At 58.1% G+C, this 22,541-nt stretch carries 23 protein-coding genes; 11 read left to right on the forward strand and 12 right to left on the reverse strand.

Going from position 1 to position 22,541, the window contains the following annotated elements; all coding sequences use genetic code 11:
* Positions 1–5: 5 nt before the first annotated feature.
* The 4 genes from AC27HQ_RS07710 (at position 6) to AC27HQ_RS07725 (ending at position 2,838) form a co-directional block, all read left to right on the forward strand.
* On the forward strand, positions 6–386 hold the full coding sequence (locus AC27HQ_RS07710) for an SH3 domain-containing protein (RefSeq protein WP_487155573.1): 381 nt from the start codon (positions 6–8) through the stop codon (positions 384–386).
* Positions 383–1,063: a response regulator gene (locus AC27HQ_RS07715; RefSeq protein ID WP_487155704.1), complete on the forward strand. Its 681-nt coding sequence runs from the start codon at positions 383–385 to the stop codon at positions 1,061–1,063. The genes AC27HQ_RS07710 and AC27HQ_RS07715 overlap by 4 nt, the downstream gene beginning before the upstream one ends.
* Before the next feature lie 104 nt (positions 1,064–1,167).
* The gene (locus AC27HQ_RS07720; RefSeq protein WP_487155574.1) at positions 1,168–1,515 is read left to right on the forward strand and encodes a Spy/CpxP family protein refolding chaperone; all 348 of its coding nucleotides are present in this window, start codon (positions 1,168–1,170) and stop codon (positions 1,513–1,515) included.
* Between the two features lie 3 nt (positions 1,516–1,518).
* Positions 1,519–2,838 (forward strand): HAMP domain-containing sensor histidine kinase, encoded by a 1,320-nt coding sequence (locus tag AC27HQ_RS07725; protein ID WP_487155575.1) that lies wholly within the window; start codon positions 1,519–1,521, stop codon positions 2,836–2,838.
* Here the strand turns inward: AC27HQ_RS07725 and AC27HQ_RS07730 are convergent.
* A complete protein-coding gene (locus AC27HQ_RS07730; protein WP_487155705.1) occupies positions 2,817–3,380 on the reverse strand; it encodes a nitroreductase family protein in 564 nt (187 codons plus the stop codon). The genes AC27HQ_RS07725 and AC27HQ_RS07730 overlap by 22 nt on opposite strands.
* Positions 3,380–4,429 (reverse strand): AraC family transcriptional regulator, encoded by a 1,050-nt coding sequence (locus AC27HQ_RS07735; protein WP_487155576.1) that lies wholly within the window; start codon positions 4,427–4,429, stop codon positions 3,380–3,382. Before AC27HQ_RS07735 ends, AC27HQ_RS07730 begins: the two co-directional genes overlap by 1 nt.
* Before the next feature lie 172 nt (positions 4,430–4,601).
* Between AC27HQ_RS07735 and AC27HQ_RS07740 the strand changes: the two genes are divergently transcribed.
* From AC27HQ_RS07740 to AC27HQ_RS07750, 3 genes are all read left to right on the forward strand, one after another.
* Positions 4,602–4,937 (forward strand): Mpo1-like protein, encoded by a 336-nt coding sequence (locus AC27HQ_RS07740; protein WP_487155577.1) that lies wholly within the window; start codon positions 4,602–4,604, stop codon positions 4,935–4,937.
* A gap of 90 nt (positions 4,938–5,027) precedes the next feature.
* A complete protein-coding gene (locus AC27HQ_RS07745; RefSeq protein ID WP_487155578.1) occupies positions 5,028–5,609 on the forward strand; it encodes an HD domain-containing protein in 582 nt (193 codons plus the stop codon).
* 212 nt (positions 5,610–5,821) lie between these two features.
* A complete protein-coding gene (locus AC27HQ_RS07750) occupies positions 5,822–7,201 on the forward strand; it encodes an adenylate/guanylate cyclase domain-containing protein (RefSeq protein WP_487155579.1) in 1,380 nt (459 codons plus the stop codon).
* Here AC27HQ_RS07750 and AC27HQ_RS07755 read toward each other — a convergent pair.
* On the reverse strand, positions 7,194–8,009 hold the full coding sequence (locus AC27HQ_RS07755; protein WP_487155580.1) for a UDP-2,3-diacylglucosamine diphosphatase: 816 nt from the start codon (positions 8,007–8,009) through the stop codon (positions 7,194–7,196). The two genes, AC27HQ_RS07750 and AC27HQ_RS07755, sit on opposite strands and share 8 nt — an antisense overlap.
* Positions 8,010–8,191: 182 nt before the next feature.
* Between AC27HQ_RS07755 and AC27HQ_RS07760 the strand changes: the two genes are divergently transcribed.
* Entirely contained in the window at positions 8,192–10,372 is a 2,181-nt protein-coding gene (locus AC27HQ_RS07760; RefSeq protein WP_487155581.1) for a patatin-like phospholipase family protein, read from the forward strand.
* Positions 10,373–10,384: 12 nt separating this feature from the next.
* On the opposite strand, the gene recQ is transcribed toward AC27HQ_RS07760, so the two are convergent.
* Complete coding sequence (recQ, locus tag AC27HQ_RS07765; RefSeq protein ID WP_487155582.1) at positions 10,385–12,517, reverse strand: DNA helicase RecQ; 2,133 nt, start codon at positions 12,515–12,517, stop codon at positions 10,385–10,387.
* A gap of 159 nt (positions 12,518–12,676) precedes the next feature.
* Here recQ and AC27HQ_RS07770 point away from each other — a divergent pair, with 159 nt between their 5' ends.
* Positions 12,677–13,267 (forward strand): UPF0149 family protein, encoded by a 591-nt coding sequence (locus AC27HQ_RS07770; RefSeq protein ID WP_487155583.1) that lies wholly within the window; start codon positions 12,677–12,679, stop codon positions 13,265–13,267.
* A 61-nt stretch (positions 13,268–13,328) separates the two neighbouring features.
* Here the strand turns inward: AC27HQ_RS07770 and AC27HQ_RS07775 are convergent, their stop codons facing one another.
* From AC27HQ_RS07775 to AC27HQ_RS07800, 6 genes are all read right to left on the reverse strand, one after another.
* Positions 13,329–13,655, reverse strand: coding sequence for a DUF6122 family protein (locus AC27HQ_RS07775; protein ID WP_487155584.1), 327 nt, complete (start codon positions 13,653–13,655; stop codon positions 13,329–13,331).
* A complete protein-coding gene (locus tag AC27HQ_RS07780; RefSeq protein ID WP_487155585.1) occupies positions 13,652–14,290 on the reverse strand; it encodes a DsbA family protein in 639 nt (212 codons plus the stop codon). The genes AC27HQ_RS07775 and AC27HQ_RS07780 overlap by 4 nt, the downstream gene beginning before the upstream one ends.
* Before the next feature lie 12 nt (positions 14,291–14,302).
* Complete coding sequence (gene trhO, locus AC27HQ_RS07785) at positions 14,303–15,247, reverse strand: oxygen-dependent tRNA uridine(34) hydroxylase TrhO (protein ID WP_487155586.1); 945 nt, start codon at positions 15,245–15,247, stop codon at positions 14,303–14,305.
* A 108-nt stretch (positions 15,248–15,355) separates the two neighbouring features.
* On the reverse strand, positions 15,356–15,670 hold the full coding sequence (locus tag AC27HQ_RS07790; protein ID WP_487155587.1) for a BolA family protein: 315 nt from the start codon (positions 15,668–15,670) through the stop codon (positions 15,356–15,358).
* A gap of 156 nt (positions 15,671–15,826) precedes the next feature.
* On the reverse strand, positions 15,827–16,780 hold the full coding sequence (locus tag AC27HQ_RS07795) for an HPP family protein (protein ID WP_487155588.1): 954 nt from the start codon (positions 16,778–16,780) through the stop codon (positions 15,827–15,829).
* 149 nt (positions 16,781–16,929) lie between these two features.
* Positions 16,930–17,439 carry a DUF2059 domain-containing protein gene (locus tag AC27HQ_RS07800; protein WP_487155589.1) on the reverse strand — a complete coding sequence of 170 codons (510 nt, stop codon included), beginning with the start codon at positions 17,437–17,439 and terminating at the stop codon, positions 16,930–16,932.
* Positions 17,440–17,523: 84 nt separating this feature from the next.
* Here AC27HQ_RS07800 and fumC point away from each other — a divergent pair, with 84 nt between their 5' ends.
* The gene (gene fumC / locus AC27HQ_RS07805; RefSeq protein ID WP_487155590.1) at positions 17,524–18,912 is read left to right on the forward strand and encodes a class II fumarate hydratase; all 1,389 of its coding nucleotides are present in this window, start codon (positions 17,524–17,526) and stop codon (positions 18,910–18,912) included.
* 1 nt (position 18,913) lies between these two features.
* On the opposite strand, the gene AC27HQ_RS07810 is transcribed toward fumC, so the two are convergent.
* Both AC27HQ_RS07810 and acs read right to left on the reverse strand, forming a co-directional pair.
* On the reverse strand, positions 18,914–19,894 hold the full coding sequence (locus AC27HQ_RS07810) for a DMT family transporter (RefSeq protein ID WP_487155591.1): 981 nt from the start codon (positions 19,892–19,894) through the stop codon (positions 18,914–18,916).
* Positions 19,895–20,075: 181 nt separating this feature from the next.
* Complete coding sequence (gene acs, locus AC27HQ_RS07815) at positions 20,076–22,037, reverse strand: acetate--CoA ligase (protein WP_487155592.1); 1,962 nt, start codon at positions 22,035–22,037, stop codon at positions 20,076–20,078.
* A gap of 158 nt (positions 22,038–22,195) precedes the next feature.
* On the opposite strand from acs, the gene AC27HQ_RS07820 reads away from it, so the two are divergent.
* On the forward strand, positions 22,196–22,534 hold the full coding sequence (locus tag AC27HQ_RS07820; RefSeq protein ID WP_487155593.1) for a 4a-hydroxytetrahydrobiopterin dehydratase: 339 nt from the start codon (positions 22,196–22,198) through the stop codon (positions 22,532–22,534).
* The last annotated feature ends 7 nt before the right edge of the window (positions 22,535–22,541 follow it).

The raw sequence follows: 22,541 nt of genomic DNA on the forward strand, positions 1-22,541 counted from the left end.
TCATGATGTCGAGAATGCTTGTCTCAGCCCTGCTCCTGGCCTGCATCGGCAGTCTGCCCAACGCCATGGCTGAAGAATCTGTCGTCAATGACCCCGACATTGGCGCTCTGCAAGCCGAGCTTGCCAGCGTGGAAGCGGCGCGTCAGGCCCTTGAGGATCAGTTAAAAACAGCCAGCAATACCGACCTGATCGAGCGTCTGGAGCAAGAGAATCAGGCTCTCCGGGAGCGCCAGGCAGAGCAGACCGCCATCCTGCCCGCTGCTCTGGAGTATGATCGCCAGCAATGGTTCCTGATTGGCGGCATAACGGTTTTCGTCAGCCTGCTGATCGGTTTCATTCTGGCCCGCCTGGGTGGCGGACGGCGGCGTCGCGAGTGGTTGAATTGAGTAACAACAGCATTCTGATCATTGACGATGATCAGGAGCTTTGCGCCCTGCTCGCCGACTGGCTCAGGGCTGAAGGCTTCAGCCTGACCAGCACCCATGATGGCAGCAGTGGTCTGGAAGCGGCGCGCAGTGGCCAGTTTCAGGTCATCATTCTGGATGTGATGCTGCCCGGCATGAACGGACTGGACGTGTTGCGCAGCCTGCGTCAGAACTGTAATACCCCGCTGTTGATGCTCAGTGCCCGGGGAGAACCGGTCGATCGCATTCTCGGACTGGAGCTGGGCGCAGATGACTATCTGGCCAAGCCCTGCGACCCCCGGGAACTGGTGGCTCGGCTAAGAGCCCTGCTGCGCCGTAGTCATACCCAGGGCAGTGGCAACAGCTTGCAGGTCGGCGATCTGCGCATGGACATGGACAGCCTGATGGCCTGGCTGGACGAGGAAGCCCTGGCGCTGACCCAGAGCGAAGCCATGATTCTGCGCAGCCTGCTGGAAAAGCCTGGGCAATTGATCGACCGCCAGACCTTGTCGCGGCAGGCATTAGGCAAACCCCTCGGTCCCTACGACCGCAGCCTGGATATGCACTTGAGCAATCTGCGCCGCAAGCTCGGCCCACATGCCGATGGTCGACCGCGCATCCAGGCCCTACGTGGACGCGGCTATCTGTATAGCAATTGAGCCTTTACACAGTCTTTACCCATGGCATGCGCTTGTTGACTCAGACGGGCGTAGAGTGACCCTCACTGGCCGCTAAATGGCCGTCACTGAAAAGGAGTTACCCCATGAAAAAGACCCTCTTCGGCTGCCTGGTTCTCTGCTCCAGCCTGATATCAGCTGTGGCACTGGCGGACAACCATCGACATGCTGGCCACCATGAAAACTATCTACAGCACATGGCCGAGCAGCTCGACCTGAGCACCGAACAGCAGGTCAGCCTGCGGGAATTGCATGAAAAACACCGCAGCGAGCACCGTGCCCTGCGCGAACAGCACAAAATCGAAGTCAACGCGTTACTGACCCCCGAGCAGCAGACTGCCCTGGAGGAGATGCGCGCTGAACGGCGTGCGCGAATGGCTGAGCGGCGGGCAGAACATGCCGGGTACGACGACCACAAGCAGGAAGAGTACTGATCCATGCGGCTGTTCTGGAAAGTCTTTGCCGTACTCTGGCTGGCAACCTTGCTGGTCGGTGGTTCAGGCTTTCTGGTCAGTCGCGCACTGCACCAGGACTGGTTGTTGTTGCAGTTCCATCCGCAGCTCAAGGACTTTGCCGCCGAACTGGTTAGCACCTATGAGACCCAGGGTCCGGCTGCGGCTCAGCGCTGGCTTCACAGTCAGCGCGAAGAGCATAAATTGCGCGCACAACTGTTCAGTCGTGATGGCGTACCACTGCTTGAGGGCAGCCTGCCGCGGCAACCGATCTTCGAACAGATCAACCCTGTCGAAGCCTCTTCCCGGGAAGTCTGGCAGGGCCGTCTGTTTCAACTGGACTGGCTATCAACCAGCAACCGCTACCATCTAAGCCTGTTTGTTCCCGCATCGGAACTGTTCAGGTGGAAACGCAATCCCTGGGCCATGCTGGTCAACATCACCCTGGCCATGTCATTACTCGGGCTGGTCAGCCTGCTGCTCAGCCGTTATCTGACCAGCCCCCTGCGTCAACTCGGCATTGCCGCTCAATCCCTGGCACAGGGCCGCTTCGAGGCAGATACCCTGCAGTCCATGGGGCAGCGCCGAGATGAAATCGGCGATCTGTCGCGTCATTTCAACCAGATGGGTGAGCGAGTCCAGACGCTGCTTGATAGCCAGCGCCAGCTGATGCGGGATATCTCCCATGAACTACGCTCGCCCTTGGCTCGTCTGCGCGTTGGCCTGGCGCTTGGCAGTACGCAGGCATTACCCGCCGCCGACCCGCTGTGGTCACGCCTGGATCTGGAATGCAGCCGTCTTGACCGCCTGATCGAAGATATCCTGACCCTGAGCCGGCAGGATACTGATGATCAGGCAGCCCAGCCCTTCGAGCTGGATAGTCTGATTGAAGATGTCCTGGAAGATATCCGTTTCATGGCCGGCGAACAGCAGATTGAACTGCTTGGCCAGAGTGGCTTGCACCTACTTGGCTGGTCATCACAGCTGTCCAGCGCACTGGATAACCTGCTACGCAACGCACTGCGCTTTTCCCCTGAACAGGGTTTGATTCGTGTCAGCCTGGAGCGGCAAGGTAACCGTTGCCTGATCAGTGTTGAGGATCAGGGACCGGGGGTGGAAGACAGTTGGCTGACGCAACTGGGCGAGCCTTTTCTGCGTTTACCTGGCCAAGCCAGCAATAGCGGTCACGGCTTGGGGCTGACCATCGCGCGCCGCGCGGTGGCCATGCACGGCGGCCAGTTGAGCTTCAGCCGCAGCCCCCTTGGCGGCCTGAAAGCCTGTATTCAGCTACCGGTCCAGGGCTGAACAAAATCCTGCACAAGCAGATCAGGCACTGATTTAACTGCGCCCGCCGGATGACCAAGGTACAAAAAGGCAATGATGTGCTCGTTATCGGCCAAGCCAAGACGCGAGCAGACATGCCGGCTGTATGCCATCTCACCCGTTCGCCAGACCGCACCCAGGCCCATGGCATGGGCCGCAACCAACATATTGCCAACAGCCACTGCGCAGGACATATCCTGTTCCTGGACTGGCACCTTGGGATGCTCGGTATGGCGGCTAATGGCGACAATGATAAGCGGCGCACGCTGCGGCAAGCCCCTGAGTCGGGTCAGGGCCTCCTGGCTCAAGTCCGGTTCAAGCTGCAGGGCTGCTTCGGCAAATACCTCACCCAGTGCCACCAGTCCCTGCTGCTCCAGCAGCAGAAAGCGCCAGGGCCGTAACCAGGCATGATCAGGAGCACGCAAGGCGGCCTTGAACAAGGCCTGACATTGCACGTCAGTAGGCGCGGGGCCAACCAGCCTGGGTACCGAGACACGCTGATGCAAAGCCTCCAGGGCGTCCATCATTGATCCTCCAGCTCATTTTTTGCCTGTTCGGCCTCGCGCTCCAGCTGCTCTCTGTACTGCCCGGGCGGCATGCCGAACCAGCGCTTGAAAGCCCGAAAAAAGTTGCTTGGATCAGCAAACCCCAGCAAGTAGGCAATTTCCAGCAAGGTCAGGCGCCGCTGCCGAAGAAACTGCATGGCCAGTTCCCGGCGGGTTTCATCCAGCAGTTGCTGAAAGCTGGTGTGCTCATCCTGCAAGCGCCGCTGCAGGGTGCGGGTGCTCATGCGCAGGGCACTGGCAACAGCCTGGCGTTTGGGCTCACCCTGGGGCAGCAGCCTGCACAGTACCTGACGTGCCTGGTGGGTAACGCGCGTTTGTTCAAAACGAGCCAGATACTCGCCAGCGAACTGATCATGCATCTGCGCCAGTGTTTCATTACCTGTCGCCAGCGGACGCTCCATCAGGGCACGATCAAAACGCAGATGAAAATGCGGTTGGGAAAAACTCAGCGGGCAGTCAAACAGGCCCTGATAGGGTGCTAAATCATCAGGCTGAGGGTAAGCAAACCCGGCCTCGATCGGACGCAAATGCTCGCCGGTCATCCAGCGCAAAAAGGCCAGGATGTAGGCCAGCGCAGCGTCATGGCTCTGCCTGGGTGCGGGCAGGCTGTCGCCGTGGATCTGCAATTGCAGGGAGTAACTGTCGGGCGCTTGTACCAGCGCCATGTCAGCACCTTCACCTATGATGCGCTGGTAGCGCACCAGGCGACCCAGGCCCTCTTTCAGACTGCGGCTGGAAAGCAGCGCAAAACCGACCACATTGAAGTGTGCCGGTCGCACCACCCGCGCCATGTTCAACCCTATGGCCTGATTACCGGATACCGCCACAGCCCGTTGCCACAGTCGGGTCATCTGATCCTGGGGAATACGCGAGTCCGGATCGGACAACAGGGAGTAGTCCAGACCCAGATCAATAAAAAGTTGCTGGCCTTGCAACCCTTCAAGTTCCAGGGCCTGGACTATACCCATGGCCCAACTGGAAGAGGTGGTACGTTCAGGATAAGGCATATGGCTCTCTTGGCATCCATGGCGTGCCCGGATACGCAGTTTTTCTATTCAGCAGAGGTTCAGATGGCATGCGTGACGAAAAAGAAGGCAAGGCTTTGGCACACGCAGTCATAGGGTCACCTGACTCACTGCACTATAGTCGAATGATAACGCACAGACAGGGAAAATGATCATGGCGCAGAACGAGACTGTTGATCCCACAACGCCCAAGGCATTCAATTCCTTTGCAGAGTTTTATCCTTACTATCTCACAGAACACAGTAATGATACCTGTCGCCGCCTGCATTATGCTGGCAGTTTGCTGGTACTGGCCATCATTGCCTATACGCTGCTGAGTTTCAATCTCTGGTGGCTACTTGCCGTGCCTGTCGCAGGCTACGGCTTTGCCTGGGTCGGGCACTTTTTCTTTGAACACAACAAGCCCGCTACCTTTGATTACCCTCTCTACAGCCTGATGGGTGACTGGGTCATGTTGCGCGATGCCTTCACCGGACGTATCCGTTTCTGATCCGGGCCTGACATTGTCAGCCGAGTGACAGTTGTACAGCGTGGCTAATGCTAAAGTAAGGTCTGATTAGAACAACATGAGGTACTGGTCATGGGTGAACAACGCGCTGCTTTCAAAGCCATGCAGGAAGGTACGGCAGCGGATTGGCAACTGATCTCCAGCCACTTCAAAGATTTCGCTTCCGCGTTACCTGATCGCATCATGGCCCACCTCAAGCTGCTTGATGGCGACTTTGGCGGCTTCCCGATCGACCGTTTGCAACACTCATTGCAAACCGCCACGCGAGCTCATCGTGATGGTCGTGATGAAGAGTACGTGGTCTGCGCCCTGCTGCACGATATCGGTGACACACTGGGCTCTTTTAATCACCCTGACATAGCAGCCGCCATCCTTAAGCCCTTCGTGTCGGAGGAAAACCTCTGGATGGTAGAAAAACACGGGGTATTCCAGGGCTATTATTTTTTCCACCACCTCGGCATGGACCGGCACCTCAGGGACCAGTTCAAGGACCATCCGCTGTACCAGCGCACCGCAGAATTTTGCGCACTTTACGACGCACCGGCCTTCGATCCGGACTACGAGGCCGAACCCCTGGCATTCTTCGAACCGATGTTGCGCCGCGTTTTTGCCAGACCCTTACGCTCGGTTTACCAGGCCCGCGAGTCTGCCTGATCGCCCAAAGCATCATCCCAGGGGGCAACTGCGACTGCCCCCACTGCCACCTGAAATGAGCCCTGAATAGCGGTTTAACTTCGGCTGCATGCGTATTATGATCTGCCCCTGAACTGCCCAATATGAGACACCTGCTGTTCTTGCGAACAGACAACCAATACGATAAAGGTGTTTTACAGGCGGCCACCCGACAGGCCAGGGAAAGACTGAACATGATCTTCAAAAGCCGCATGCAGCCGGTCAAACCTCCGCTGGAGGGCTATCACTCCAGAGTCATTGCCTATCTTTGCGTCGCCATCAGCTTCACCGCACTTGCTACCGAACAGGGCCTTAGCAACCTGTATGCCGGCATCATTGTCTACGCACTGGTGTATCCGCATGTGGTACGCGCTCTTGTCGAATTTGTTAACAGTGAAAAACCACTGCACGGCCGCATGGTTCTGCTCGGACTGGATGGTTTGCATACCGGGCTGTTTATAGTCATGTGCGGCTTCAGCGCGGTACCCAGTATCGTATTCATGTTGTTGATCAGTTTCGCCAGCATCATCATTGGCGGGCCGCTGTTCATGTTTGCCGCCTGGCTGCTGGTGCTGGTTGGGCTGATGGTTTCTGCGGCGATAATGATGCCGCAATTCATGCCGCAGAGCTCTGCCCTGGTGGCGCTGGCCAGCTTGCTCAGCGGCGGGACCTTCATGCTGATCATGGCCTCCTTTGTCTACAGCCAGGGGCGCAAGCTGGAACAGGCGCAGAAGGCCATTCGCGCCGAACAGGAAAAAACCGCACGCCTGGCTACCAACCTGTCGAAATACCTGTCACCACAGGTCTGGGAATCGATTTTCTCCGGCAAGCAAAGCGTCAAGCTGGAAACCCGGCGCAAGAAGCTCACCGTGTTCTTTTCCGACATCAGGGGTTTCACCGAGCTGGCCGAGGAAATGGAGGCCGAGGCACTGACCGACCTGCTGAACAACTACCTCAACGAAATGTCACGCATTGCCCTGGAGTACGGTGGCACCATCGACAAGTTCATCGGTGACTGCGTTATGGTGTTCTTTGGTGACCCGGTCAGCCAGGGCGCCAAACAGGATGCGGAGGCCGCCGTTTCCATGGCCATTGCCATGCGCAAGCATATGAAGATCCTGCGCCAGCAATGGCGTAGCCAGGGCATCACCAAGCCGCTGGAGATACGCATGGGCTTGAGTACCGGTTATTGCACAGTGGGTAACTTTGGTGCCAACACGCGCATGGACTACACCATCATCGGCCGTGAGGTTAACCTCGCCAGCCGCCTTGAGAGTGCCGCCGAAGCCGGAGAAATCCTGATCCCGCACGAGACCTATTCGCTGATCAAGGACTTGATCATGTGTCGCGACAAGGGTCAGATCAGCGTCAAGGGCTTTTCCAGACCGATCCAGATATACCAGGTGGTAGGCCTGCGTCGTGATCTTGGGGCAGCACCGACCTTTGTCGAGCACGAAAAGCCGGGCTTTTCCATGTACCTGGATACCAACAATATCCGCAATTACGACAAGGACGAGATTATCCGTTCGCTGGAACAGGCCGCGGGCAAGTTACGCGACAAGATCATCATCTGATTGCTTCGGCACTGACCGATACCGGCTCGTTCTGCCGGGCCGGGCTGTCCTCCCAGCGGAACAGTTCCATTCGCCCGTCATGGTGTTCTATCAGCGCAGTACAGGACTCGACCCAATCTCCGCAATTATGGTACTGAATGCCGTTGACCTCACGAATCTCGGCATGGTGGATATGGCCACATACCACGCCACTGAAGCCGCGCTTGATGCACTCATGAGCCAGAGCGTCCTCAAAGTCGCTGATGAAATTGACCGCCTTTTTTACCTTGTGCTTCAAATACGAAGACAGGGACCAGTAGCCGTAGCCGTAACGCCCCCGCCAGTGGTTCAACCAGCGATTGAGCACCAGGCTGAACTCGTAGGCATGATCACCGAGAAACGCCAGCCAGCGATGACAGCGGGTGATGACGTCGAACTGATCACCGTGGATCACCAGCATTGTCCGCCCATCCGGCGTCACATGCTCGGCCTCATCCACCAGATGGATATTGCCCAGCACCAGGGATGAGTAGCGACGCAGGAATTCGTCATGATTGCCAGTGACATAGGTGACCTTGGTGCCACGCTTGCTCATGGTCAACACGCGGCGCAGCACATTGGTGTGCGCCTGGGGCCAGTAAATGCTCTTGCGCATGCGCCAGCCGTCGATGATATCGCCAACCAGATACAGATGCTCGCACTGGTAGCCCTTGAGAAACTCGGCCAGACGTTCAGCCTGACAACCACGGGTTCCCAGATGCAAATCCGATATCCACAAGGTCCTTACCTGTTTTTTTCTGGACGGCAGACCGATTTCAGCAACGCTCATGGCAGTCTCTCCTCTGGTGTCTTGCTTCAACCTAACCCCGCTGCTTGACGCCAAAGTGACAGTCCTGTGGCATTCGCGTGACGATCACCGCTCGGACTCAATGCCAAGATCAATCATTATTTCCCTGCCGGCTCGTATACACTATGGCCTGCCGTCATTGCCTTGCTTACCGGGTTTGCATCATGCTCAAACGTCTCCTATTGCTCTGCCTAATCTGTCTGGCCCCCTATGCCAGCGCCAGCGAATTGCGCACCGGACTGGTCCTGTCCGGCGGTGGCGCGCGCGGGCTGGCCCATATCGGTGTACTCAAACAGCTGGAAGAGATGAATATCCCTATCCATGCGATAGCCGGCACCAGCATGGGCGCCGTGATTGGTGGTCTTTATGCGGCCGGGTACAGTGCCGACGAACTGGAGCAAATTGCCCTGGAACTGGATTGGGCCAATACCCTGAGTGACGAGCCGCTTCGTGAAGATATTCCCTTTCGCCGCAAACAGGACGACCGGGATTTTCTGGTTAAACAGCGTTTGAGCTTTGATCGTGGCCGACCGAACCTGCCAATGGGACTGCTGCAGGGGCAAAATCTCAGTCTGGTACTGGAAAGCCTCTTGGTGCATACCAATGACATTGATGACTTCGACCGCTTGCCGATTCCCTTTCGCGCGGTGGCAACCGATATAGCCACAGGTGAAGCGGTTATCTTCGATCAGGGCCATTTACCACTGGCGATCCGCGCCAGCATGGCCTTGCCGGGATTTTTTGCCCCAGTGAAACTCGAGGATCGTTTACTGGTCGACGGCGTACTGGTCAAGAACATTCCCATAGATGTAGCACGTAGCATGGGCGTTGATCGGGTCATTGTGGTGGATATCGGTACCCCGCTGAAGACCGCCGACCAGCTGAACTCGCTGTTTGATGTCATGGACCAGACCACTACCCTGCTGACCCGCACCAACAGTCAGGAGCAACTTGACACCCTGCGCGAAGAGGATCTACTGCTACAACCGGATATTGGTGATATGGGCTTTGGCAGCTTTGACCAGGTGCCCCTGGCGATTCTGGCCGGCGAGACCAGTCTGCAGAACGCCGTGAACGTCGAGCGCTTTGCCCGCCAACAGTTACGCACCAGTCCCGGCGGCAATCTGGCCAGTCAGCGCCCACAACGGCACCCGGTGATCCATGCAATTCGTATCGAGAACAGCGGCAAAGTAGCCGATGAGGTTATTCTCAGCATGCTCCGCCAGCCTCTGGGTGAGCCACTGAATCTCGATCGACTGGAAACCGACATGGGGACCATTTATGGCACCGACTACTTCAGTCGAGTGAACTATGAAATCGTCCATGGCGAAGAGACCAACACCTTGCTTATTCGTACCAGCGGGCGGGAAACCGGTACAGACTACTTGCGTCTCGGTATCAACCTGGTAGACGATTTCCAGGGTGGTAGTCAGTTCAATATCGGCGCCAGCTTCCGTGTCAACGGCGTCAACCAGCTTGGCGCCGAATGGCTGACCCGCTTGCAACTGGGTGCCAACCAGGTATTTTACAGTGAGTTCTATCAACCACTGGATTACGGTTCGCGTTACTTTATCGCGCCCTTTGTCGATATGGAGTCGCGCAATATCGAGGTAATTCAGGACAACCAGCCGGTGGTCGACTACAGACAAACCCGCTATGGCCTGGGCTTCAATCTGGGGCGGCAAATTTCCAACAACGGCGAAGTACGCTTCGGTCTTTCCCGCTATGAAGGGGAGTCCGATGTCAGGGTTGGCGACCCCGATTTGCCCTCCTTCAGATTTGAAGAAGCCTTTTACACCCTGCAGTTCGATCGCGACACGCTGGATGACGTGAACTTCCCCCGCAGTGGCGATGAGGCTCGCATCACCTGGCGCCAGTCAGAGCCTGACCTGGGTGCCGATGCGCGCTATGAACAACTGGAAATGCGCGCCAATAAAGCCTTTTCCAGTGGCCCGCACAGCTTGCAGGTGGGCGCCTTTCTCGGTCGCACCGAAGGCGGTGTAGGGGTCGCACAAAGCAGTTTCCTGCTGGGCGGACCGGGACGCTTTTCCGGTTTCAGACAAAACGGACTGGCCGGACAAAATTATGATCTGGCTCGACTGATCTACTACCGACGACTCAACCCGGGCGGCTTCGTGCCGGTCAATATACCCTTTTACCTGGGCGGGAGCCTTGAGTACGGCAATGTCTACAACAAGGAGGATGACGGCTTTGACAGCGGCGGGATAAGCGCTGGCAGTGTGCTGTTGGGCATGGACACGCTGTTGGGCCCGCTGTTCTTTGGCCTAGGAGCCAATACCGAAGGTGAACGTGCGCTGTTTTTGAATCTGGGCCAGACCTTCTGATCGAAGGTCTGATCAGGATCCAGCTATCTCGTGAACGAGGGCGGCACGAATGCAGTGCAGAACGCCCTCTTCCACCGGCTCATCCAGTTCCCTGGCCAGCGTCCTGACGCCAGGCAGATCCTCCTCGGCCAGATTCAAAAAGGCATCCTGTATCCGCTCCAACTGACCCGGCGGCAATTCGATGGCACGGTTGAGCGGCAACTTGCCCAGCCCTATCGCCTGGGCCAGGTGCAGATAAACCTGATGGACACTCAACTGCAGCTGCATGGCGATCTGCTCAGCCCCCATACCGGCCATGGCCAAAGCCTGAGCCTCCTGCCCTGTATCCAGCGCCTGAACCTCGTCCTGTGGTTGATCCCCAGCCAGCAACACCTGCAGAAAATCTGCGCCATAGCGCTCCAGCTTGTGTGCACCAATACCGCTGACCAATCCCATATCCTGAAGGGTAGTGGGTCGCTGACGGAGCATATCGACCAGGGTTGAATCCGGAAAAATCACATAGGGCGGCACACCATGGGCTTCGGCCAGCTTCTTGCGCAGGGCCCGCAGCGACTCCCAAAGAGCTCGATCCGCTGGCGCCACCATGGCCTTGTCGTTGCGCGCAGGTACACTTGGAGCACGGCTGACGTCACGGCGCAGCGCAAGGGTCTGTTCTCCACGTAACAGCGGACGGCACTGATCGGCCAGACGCAGACTGCCATAGCCGTCCAGGTCGATCTCAGCCAGACCCCGGGCAATCAACTGACGGAATACCGAGCGCCACTCCTGCTCAGTCAGCTGTTTACCAATGCCATAGGTGGACAGGTGCTGGTGCCCGGCGCTGCGGATTTTCTCGTTGTCGCGGCCCAGCAGAATGTCGATCAGATGCCCGACGCCATAGCGCTGACCACTGCGATAGGCTGCCGACAGCGCCATGCGCGCCGCTTCGCTGCCGTCCCAGGTAGCGACCGGTTCAATGCAGTTATCACAATGTCCGCAGGGCTCCGGCATGTTTTCGCCAAAGTACTCGAGCAGCATCTGGCGTCGGCAGGTGGTGATTTCGCAGAGTCCGAGCATGGCATCGAGCTTGTGCCGCTCGATACGCTTGTGCCGCTCGTCACCCTCGGAATTGGCCATGATCTGATTGAGCATCAATACATCCTGCAGCCCATAGGCCATCCAGGCATCGGCCGGCAAACCATCACGGCCTGCGCGCCCGGTTTCCTGATAGTAGGCCTCGATACTCTTGGGCAGATCCAGATGCGCGACAAAGCGCACGTTGGATTTATCGATGCCCATGCCAAAAGCGATGGTAGCGACCATGATCAACCCGTCTTCATTCAGAAAGCGCTTCTGGTGGAAGGCGCGCAGCTCGTTGGGCAGACCGGCGTGATAGGGTAACGCCGGCCAACCCTGATCGCTCAGCCATTGCGCCGTTTCATCCACCTTGCGACGCGACAGACAATAGACAATTCCGGCATTGCCGCGATGCCGTTGCAACAGGCCGAGAAGTTGCTGCCGAGGCTTATCCTTGGGCACAATGCGGTAAAAGATATTCGGCCGATCAAAACCGGACATGAAGCAGCGCGCCTGCTCCAGCTTCAGGCGCTGGGTAATATCGCCTTGAGTGCGCTCATCGGCAGTTGCCGTCAGCGCCATGCGTGGCACCTGCGGAAACAGTTCAGCCAGTTGCCCCAACTGCAGGTACTCGGGACGGAAGTCATGCCCCCACTGCGACACACAGTGCGCCTCATCAATGGCAAACAACGCTATCTTCAGGCTTTGAAGAAAATCCAAGGTCCGTGGCTTGAGCAGACGTTCGGGAGCCAGATAGAGAAAGTCCAGCTCACCCCGGCGCAATTGCGCGGCAATGTCACGCTGTTGATCATCGCTGAGTGTCGAGTTCAGCGCGGTCGCCTTGAGACCCAGCTCGTTCAAGGTGGCGACCTGATCATCCATCAACGCGATCAAGGGCGAGACCACCACAGTCACACCGTCACGCAGCAGCCCGGGCATTTGATAGCACAACGACTTGCCGCCGCCGGTGGGCATCAATACCAGCGCATCACCGCCCTGTGCCACCGTCTCAATAATGTCGGCCTGCTGACCTCGGAATTCGGCATAACCAAACACCGCCTTGAGTCGCTCCAGAGCTTGCTCGCGCATGGGTCTCCCTTGTTTGAGAATGATTCAGGCCAGAATGGGCGGAAATTATACCAGCACCCGCCGCCAGGTCCCGGTACAACGGCAGAAATACCAAGGGATTTTGGTAAATAATCACCGGCGCGCGTACAATGCCAGACTATTCCAATGATGAGGTGTCACATGTCCTTTGCCGACCAACTCGAGCGCCTTGAGCAGTTCCTCGATGCCGATGATCTGCACGATGAAGCGCTGGATTATCTTGCCGGGCATGGCTATCTCACCGCCCTGAGCATCAGCCCGGTTGAGGTGCCTGAAGCCGAATGGATCGCCGAGCTGTTTGCCGAAGAGCCCAACTATACGGACGACGCGCAAAAAGCCGACATCGAATCTGCTCTGCTGGCCCTCAAGGCCCAGATCGCCCGCGACCTGGCCAGTGACGAAGACCTCGAACCACCCTGTGACCTGACCCTTGGCGATGAGCCAGACTACTCGGACCTGCGCAGCTGGTGTGTGGGCTTCCTTGAGGGTGTGTTTCTGCGCGAGGAAGACTGGTTCGCCGATGACGAAGAAACCGTCAGTGAGCTGCTGTTGCCGATCATGGTTGGCTCGGGACTGTTTGATGATCAGCCGGAGTTTGCTGACATTGCCAAGGACCAGGACATGGTCGAGGACATGATGCAGCACATTCCCGAGATTCTCACCCAGCTGTTCCTGCTCTTCCACGCCCCGGAAGACAAGCCGAAACCGGCCCTGCTGGCACCCCGTCACTAAAGACGCGCCTGCTGCATAAAAAAGGCCGGACACTGTCCGGCCTTTTCGTATCTGCCAATCCTCAGGGCAGCGGAAAGCCCGCCATGCGCCAGCAATCACTGGCATCCACCAGCATATGCAGCAACAGCCCCAGACCAGCCAGACGCAATGGCCGCCACAGGCACATCAACAGATAGCCGGTGATCGCTGTGTAACTGTGCAGCGGGTGAAAACCGATTGAACAGCGACCCGGGTCAAAGATCGGATCAGCCAGCAGGTGATCCAGGTCGACCAGCATGGTCAGCATCATGATCAACCAGGCACGCTTCCAGTCCTGGCGAAAGAACAACAGCGCCACGAGCAAGGGCAACAGTGCATGTAAGGCCAGATGTATAGCCGTACTGATCATGACTCAGGCACAGACTGACCGGCCTGCCACCAGCGCTCGAATAACGGCAGAACGTCGCTGGCCGACTGGTAACCGTTAGTCAGCAGGGCGAGTTGACCATGACGCTGGCCCAGCAGGGTTGGAAAGCCATCGATTCCCAGGTCGCGGGTCCAACTGAAATCCGCCGCAATGGCAGCACGGGTCAGTTCGGCATCGAATTGCTGGGCAAAGTCTTGCGGGTTGTAACCGGCAGACTCGGCCAGCGCCAGCAGGACTGATGCCTGCCCGATATCACGGGCCTCGACATAAAAGGCTTGTTGCATGGCCTCAAGCAGAGCCCATACACGCTGGCTGTCCAGCTCACGTCCGACTATCAAGGCCCGGCAAGCGGGCTCAGTGTTGTAGACAAACTCGGCGGGCAACAGGTCGGGGTGGGCAAAGGGCTGCGCCGAAGCGATATGCACTGCCTCCCAGTGCTCTGCCAAAGCCGCGCGGGACGCGGCATCCAGCAGAGTGCGCTGACCCGGACGCAAACCGCCCGGCACCAGTCGCACTTCCAGCTCGGGTGCAGACTCGCGGATCTTGCGCAGGACTGGCGCAAAGCCCCAGCACCATGAACACATGGGGTCCATTACATAGATCAGGCGCTGGCTCATGGCAGGGCTCCGTCAGTCATTGCTGTTGGGGGACGCCTGCGCCTGTGGCAGGCCAATCGGGTGAGGCTGATTACGCAACTTGGCCAAACGTACCTGCTTTTGACGCTCTTCCGCCCGACGCCGGGTTTTTTCCGGGAGGCTGGCGTAACAGCGCGGGCAACTGACCCCCTCCTGATACTGCTCGGAGGCCTTCTCCTCTGCAGAAATCGGGTGTCTGCAGGCATGGCACTGATCATAGGAGCCTGGCGCCAGATCATGGCGCACGGTAACGCGGTTATCAAACACAAAGCACTCACCGTTCCACAAGCTCTGCTCAGCCGGCACGCTTTCAAAGTACTTGAGGATACCTCCCTTCAAGTGAAAGACCTGATCAAAGCCCTGCTGCAACATGAAACTCGAGGCCTTCTCACAGCGGATGCCACCGGTACAGAACATCGCCACTTTCTTGTGCTTGGCCGGATCGTAATGGGCTTTCACATACTCGGGGAATTCACGGAAGGTGCTGGTTTTCGGATCCACCGCCCCCTCAAAAGTGCCGATGGACACTTCATAATCGTTGCGGGTGTCAATCAGAAGCACCTCGGGATCACTGATCAGCGCGTTCCAGTCCTCGGCCTCAACATAGGTACCGACTCGCTCGTTCGGACTGACACCGGGTACACCGATGGTGACGATCTCCTTCTTCAGCTTGACCTTAGTGCGGTAGAAAGGCATGTCCTCACAGAGCGACTCCTTCCAGTCCAGATCAGCCAACCGCGGCTCCCGGCGCAACCAGGCCAGCACCGCATCCATGCCAGCGCGCGGGCCGGCTATGGTGCCGTTGATGCCCTCACGGGCCAGCAACAGGGTGCCCTTGACGCCGTTCTCCATCAGCACATCGAGCAGCGGCTGGCGCAGCTCGGTGTAATCGTCAAGGGTGACAAATTTGTACAACGCAACCACAACTATCTGTGACATCAATGCCTCTCGGTTTCAGTTATCGCCCACGTAAAGGGCGCACCTAGTAAGGGCGCAGAGTCTAGCAGAGGTGGACGATCACGTCAGCGCCGGGCAGCCCCCAGGCTGTCAGTGATCGGCCTTGCTGCCGCCCAGGCAATTGGGTGAGGCCGGCGCCTGTTGCCGCTGCGCCCACTCCTCAGGGGTATAGGTGTGCAGCGCCAGGGCATGTATGCGCCCCATCCAGTCGCCCAGTGCCCGATAGACCGCCTGATGGCGCTTGACAGCATTCAAGCCGGTAAAGACGTCACTGACCAGGACCAGCTTGAAGTGCGACTCCGAGCCAGGCGGCACGCTGTGCATATGACTTTCATTGGTCAGCTCAAGGTGCCTGGGGTTCAGGCTTTGCAGCGCCTGCTGCAAGGCCTGTTGTGTGCTACCCATACTCTGTATCTCCAACGTTTGACCGACAGGTTTGCCTGCCTGAGCGGCAGAATTGATCGGAATAACCCCATCATGAATTAATTGTGCCTGACAGGTACACACCTTCTCAGGCGATAAATCCCCCTGTATGAGCGACAGCCTTGTGCAGGTTGTCGCTCACGGCTCGCGCGTAGACGCGCTCTCAAGCTTGACCCGGTGCCAGCCGCCACCCTCCGCCTCTACCCGGTAGCGCGCCCAACGTGCAAACTCAGAGAGCCTGGACAGTCCTACGACACCGGCCTCAGCGCCGGCAACGACCTTGTAACGTACGCGCCCACGCAATCCTCGCCGGCGCGGCTGGATAAACTGTACCTGACGCACCGACCAGTTGTCGCCAGTCAGGCCATTGCTATAGAAACCCAGTTCAACCAGGTCCTGTTCACTGACCCCATGGTGGCTTGCATGTTCGTTGGCCAGCTCTACCAAATGAACCAGATCATCGAATTTGATATCCAGATAGGCATTCATCTTGCGCAACGCAAAGTGAAAGTCTTCCGGCGCGATACCCGGGCTGCTGTTGATCTGATAGCGGGCCAGCGCCAGCGGATAGCGCCGCCAGTGAAACAGATTGTTGAACAACAGGGCGGCCACCACGATCACCAACGCATCCAGCAATATGGGATAAAGCAGAAAGCTCAGTCCCGCCTGCTGAATTGCTGGCCCGCCCAACACCACTATCATTGCCGTAGCACCGCCTGGCGGATGCAGGCAACGCAGCAACATCATCAAAAAAATGCTGCTACCTACCGCCAGTGCCGCCACCCACGCTCCATAGGGCAACCAAGTAGCGTAGCCCATCCCAATCCCAGCCGAGACCAGATGACCACCAATCACGGACCAAGGTTGGGACAGCATGCCGTGCGGCATGGCAAACACCAGCACCGCTGAAGCGCCCATTGAGCCGGTGACCCATAGCGCAGAATCACCATCCAGCAATTGGTGCGTTATGGTATAGACCAACAGCAAAGACAAGGTAGCGCCCAGGGCCGATATCAGCTTTTCCAGATGACTGGTTGTGTCCGGAGTCCAACCGAAACCGCTCAACAACCAGCGCAAATGACGACGTTGCATGCGTTATTCCCATCGTGCAAAGGACAGCATGATACCTCTAGACTGGTCTCATACTCGATTTTAGGGAGAACCCGGTATGGCGGGCCGCTCAGCCAACAGCTAAAACACCACACCATGGAGCCAGCACAAGACCTCGCAGTGCCTGGAATTCATGGCGCTGGCGGCGCCAACTGGCGCTCTTCGATCTCGACAGCCATCTCATCAACCAGGATCTGAATCTGCGGACCGACCTGCTCTTCAACGCGCCTGTGACTGACGGCCATGGAATCCCGGGTCAGTTGCGGCAAATGTTGCATCAGCTTGCTACCCACCTCGGATTGGTAGAAAGCCGACAGCTGGTCAAACTCAGCTTCACTGAACAGCGGCAGATACAGGTCGATCAGCTCATCGCGCATAGACTCCCAGGCCATCGCCTCATCCACCACTACACGGGCGCGCTGCTGATAATCACGCAACAGATACTCGTACTGCATAGAGCCGCCCATCTGGGCAAACTGAGCTGTCATCAGCCGTTCCACCTGCTGGTAGACCGGCGCACTCATACCGTCGGCATTGGCCAGCTTCAGAAAGCGCTCGGCACTGGTCCGGTGCGAGGCCGTATCGGCAAGGGCCAATGAACTCCAGCAACAGACAATCAACAACCCGGTCACTATTCGCATGTAATTGCTCCCAACCTTTTTACAGCAATGGACGCCTATACTGACAGCCTGAACACATCGATTCCACGATATTGGGGAGGACTGATGAACACACGTACCGAATCCGACAGCATGGGTGAGATTGCCGTTCAGTCTGAGCACTACTGGGGTGCACAAACCCAACGCTCGCTGCACTACTTTGCCATCGGCAAAGAGCAGATCCCATTGCCGGTGGTGCATGCCCTGGGGCTGATCAAGAAGGCGGCGGCGCGAACCAACCAGCAACTGGGTCAATTGGATGCTGAACTCGCGGGGCTGATCGAACAGGCCGCCGACGAGGTCATCTGCGGTGAGCTGGACGCTCACTTCCCGCTCTCGGTGTGGCAGACCGGCAGCGGCACACAAAGCAACATGAACGTTAATGAGGTGATTGCCGGCAGGGCCAATGAACTGGCTGGCCAAGGACGCGGCGGCAAGTCGCCGGTGCACCCGAATGATCACGTCAACCGCTCGCAAAGCTCCAACGACACCTTTCCAACCGCCATGCATATTGCCGCCGCGCAACAGACCCTGGAGCAGCTATTGCCGAACGTACAGGCCCTGCGCGATGCCCTGCACAACCTGGCCCAGGAGCATGCCGAGCTGATCAAGCTGGGGCGCACGCATATGATGGACGCCACACCTGTGACCTTTGGCCAGGAGTTATCCGCCTTTGTTGCCCAACTGGATATGGGGCTAACGGCCGTACAGCAGAGTCTGCCGGATGTGATGGCCCTGGCCCAGGGTGGCACGGCAGTGGGCACCGGTTTGAACTGCCCGCCCGACTTTGCCCGGTTGGTGGCCGCCGAGCTTGCCGACCTGACCGGCCTACCCTTTCGTCATGCCGACAATGTCTTTGCCGCACTCAGTGGTCATGAACCGCTGGTGCGCTTGCACAGCGCTTGCAAGCAACTGGCCGTGACCCTGATGAAGCTGGCCAATGATCTGCGCCTGCTGAGCAGCGGACCGCGGGCCGGGTTGGCAGAAATTCGTCTGCCGGCCAACGAGCCCGGCAGCTCGATCATGCCCGGCAAGGTCAATCCAACCCAGTGCGAAGCTCTGTCGATGATCGCCTGTCAGGTCATGGGTAACGATCTGACCCTGGGTATGGCCGCCAGCCAGGGCCAGTTACAGCTGAATGTCTACAAACCGGTAATCATCCATACCCTGTTGCAATCCATTCGTCTGCTCAGCGATGGCTGTCGCAGCTTTCGCCAACACTGCGTCGAGGGTCTGGTACCGGATACCCAGCGCATGCGCGAACTGCTCGATAACAGCCTGATGCTGGTCACCGCGCTGAATCCGGTACTGGGCTATGACAAATCCGCCGAGATTGCCAAGAAAGCCTATGCCGAGGGCAGTAGCTTGAAACAGGCGGCGCTGGCGCTCGGTTATCTCGATGCCGACGCCTTTGATCAAGCGGTCAGACCCGAGGATATGCTGGGTCAGACCTAGCTCATGAAGCGGCAGGCGGCGGCGTGACACTGACCCGACGCAAGCGACGGGCACGCAGTTTTTGCAGCACGCTGGGCGCCAGGGCCACCAATGCGGAACCGCAGACCACCATCAGGGCACCGAGATAAGCCAGACTGTTGAGCAGTTCTGGCTCAATCACACTGGGCCAGAGCAGGGAGCCTAACGCCACCATGGCAAAGGTAAACAGTGGCGTAGTCGCGATGGTCGCGCTGATCCGCGACGCTTCCCAGTGCGCCAGGGCCTCGGCAAAGGCGCCATAGGCAATCAGGGTATTCAGGCAGCAGGCCATCAGCAGCCAGAACTGCAGAGAACTCAGATCGAGGATAGTCAGGGGCGCCGACAGCGGCAGCAAGAGTAGCGAGCAGGCCAGGTAGATGACCATCATCACCCCGACTGACGACCAGACCGTCAGCAACTGTTTCTGCGCCAGTCCATAGAGTGCCCATGCAAAAGCCGACGCCAGGGTGATCAGAATGCCCAGGGTAAAACTGCTCATCTGGGTAAACAGCTCAAACAAGCGCTGATTGAAGAACAGCACAAAGCCCGGCAGCAGCACCAGCACACCAAGCACCTGGCCCAGGCCAAAGCGCTCGCGGAACACCATAAGGCTACCAAACATCAGCATGATGGGTGCGGTCTGGATCATCAACTGCATGGTGCCCGGGGTCAGGCGCGCCAGACCCATGAGGTAGAGCACATAATTCAGTGTCAGACCAACAATCGCCAACGCCAGAAGCCAACGGTTACGCCTGGATAACACGCGCAGTGAAGGCAAACGACCACGCACCAGCAATACGATAAAGAGCAACACACCAGCACTGAACAGCCGATACCAGGTGACGGTATAGGGGTCCATGTCCTTGAGCACTTCCTTGAGCATGATTGGCAGCACCGCCCAGAGCACGGTGGTCAACAGAGTCAGAACAAAGCCGTAGAGCCAACGGCCAGAAGCAACATGCATGGGGAAGGACTCACTGCAGCGGAAAGACCAGACAACCCAGTGTAGGCCAGTATTGCAGCTGACCACAGTGACAGTTAGCGCCTGAATTGCCTGGCATCTGTGCCGTTAAAAAAGCGGCGCCCGCTGGGCGGGTCGCCGCAAAGGAGAACAGTGTAATCCGGCTGCCACCGGCGCCGAAACCTCAGGCAGACAGGGCTGACATGCTGCGGTGCTCGTTGATCAGGTGCTCGACGACGGCGGGCTCGGCCAGGGTTGAAATATCACCCAGCCCCTCATATTCACCCACCGCGATCTTGCGCAGAATGCGCCGCATGATCTTGCCCGAACGGGTCTTGGGCAGTCCGTTGGTCCATTGAATACAATCGGGTGAGGCAATCGGACCGATTTCGCGGCGCACCCAGTTTTTCAGCTCCAGACGCAAGGCTTCGCTGGTCTGTACGCCCTCGTTGAGGGTCACATAGACATAGATGCCCTGACCTTTCAGATCATGGGGCACACCGACCACAGCGGCCTCGGCCACCAGCCGATGGGCGACCAGCGCGCTCTCGATTTCAGCCGTCCCCATGCGGTGACCGGACACGTTCAACACGTCATCAACCCGACCAGTAATCCAGTAGTAGCCGTCCTCATCCCGGCGCGCACCATCACCGGTGAAGTAGCTGCCCTTGAAGGTCTTGAAGTAGGTATCGACAAAGCGATCATGGTCGCCATAGATCGAGCGGGCCTGGCCCGGCCAGGAATCCAGCAGCACCAGATTACCCTCGACGGCGCCCTCCAGCAGATTGCCTTCGTTATCCACCAGCGCCGGCTGCACACCAAAGAAGGGACGGGTCGCCGAGCCTGGCTTCAACGCCGTCGCGCCCGGTAACGGGCTAATCAGAATGCCGCCGGTTTCGGTCTGCCACCAGGTATCAACAATCGGGCAATTGGCTTTGCCAACGCTGTTGTAATACCAGTTCCAGGCTTCAGGGTTGATCGGCTCACCGACCGAACCGAGAATGCGCAGACTGGCGCCATCGGCTCCCTGCATGGCGGCGTCACCCAAAGCCATCATGGCGCGAATCGCGGTGGGCGCGGTGTAGAGAATATTTACCTTGTGGGTATCAATCACCTTGGCCATGCGCGTGACGTCGGGGTAGTTGGGCACACCTTCGAACATCAAGGTAGTCGCACCGTTAGCCAGTGGGCCATAGATCATATAGCTGTGGCCGGTAATCCAGCCGATATCCGCGGTACACCAGTAGACCTCGCCAGGACGATAATCGAATACCAGCTCATGGGTCATGGCGGCATATACCAGGTAACCACCCGTGGTATGCAACACGCCCTTGGGTTTGCCGGTAGAACCCGAGGTGTACAAGATAAACAGCGGATCTTCACTGTTCATCGGCTCGGCCGGGCACTGCGCGTCAGCCTCGAGCATCAGTTCAGCATAATCGCGGTCACGGTGCTCGTGCCAGGCGATCTCGGCGCCGGTATGCCGTACTACAATCACCCGCTCGACGGTCTTGATCTCGGGGTGGGTCAGCGCTTCATCGACATTGGCCTTGAGCGCAGTACGACGACCACCCCGTACACCCTCATCGGCGGTGATCACCAGGTTGGATCCGCAATCCTGAATCCGGCCGGCCAGCGCCTCCGGCGAGAAGCCGGCAAACACCACCGAGTGCACGGCACCAATGCGCGTGCAGGCGAGCATGGCAACCGCCGCCTCGGGGATCATCGGCATATAAATGGTCACCACATCGCCCTGGGCCACACCCTGATGCTTGAGTGCATTGGCAAAGCGGCAAACATCGGCATGCAGTTGCCGGTAGGTGATATGCAGGGCCTGACCCGGCTCGTCGCCTTCCCAGATGATCGCGGTCTGATCACCACGCTCGGCCAGATGCCGATCAAGGCAATTGGCCGAGACATTCAGATGGCCACCCAGAAACCATTTGATATCGACGTTATGGTCGTCGAAGGAGGTCTTCTTGACCTGGCCAAAGGGCTTGATCCAGTCCAGCCGTTCGGCCTGCTCAGCCCAGAACAGCTCGGGCTGGCGAATGGACTGTTGATACATGCTCTGATAGCGGGCATCGTCGATCAGGGCCTGGGCCGCGCATTCGGCGGAAACCGGATAAAGATTCTCGGCGGACATGGAACACCTCTGACAAGGTTTTATAAAGTTGCCATGCAGTGTCCACGGACTCAGCCCCGCGAGCCATTCGACCAAGGTATCAGTGGGCTGCACGCGCAGAGGCAATCGCCGCCATTGTCGACTAGTGTTGGAGTAGATGATTCTGAAAGGGGATAGACATGCAGGACCTGAAAACACAAACATTGGTATTTGATGACCCCAAGGCCCGTGTGCTGGACGCTGTCACACTGAACGAGGCGCTGAGTGCCCTGCCCGGCTGGCAGGTGCGCGTGGTCGAGGGTATCAGCCGTATCGAGAAGGACTATGCCTTTGAAAACTTTCTCGATGCCATGGCCTTCAGCAATCGCGTGGCGGCGTTGGCTGAATCCGCTGGCCATCACCCTGCCCTGCTGACCGAATGGGGCAAGGTCAAGGTCAGTTGGTGGAGTCACAGTCTGCGCGGTGTGCACTACAACGACCTCATCATGGCCGCCCGTACCGAGCCGTTAGCGGGCTGAATCGTCC

Source organism: Halopseudomonas sp. 4NH20-0008 (assembly GCF_057548395.1).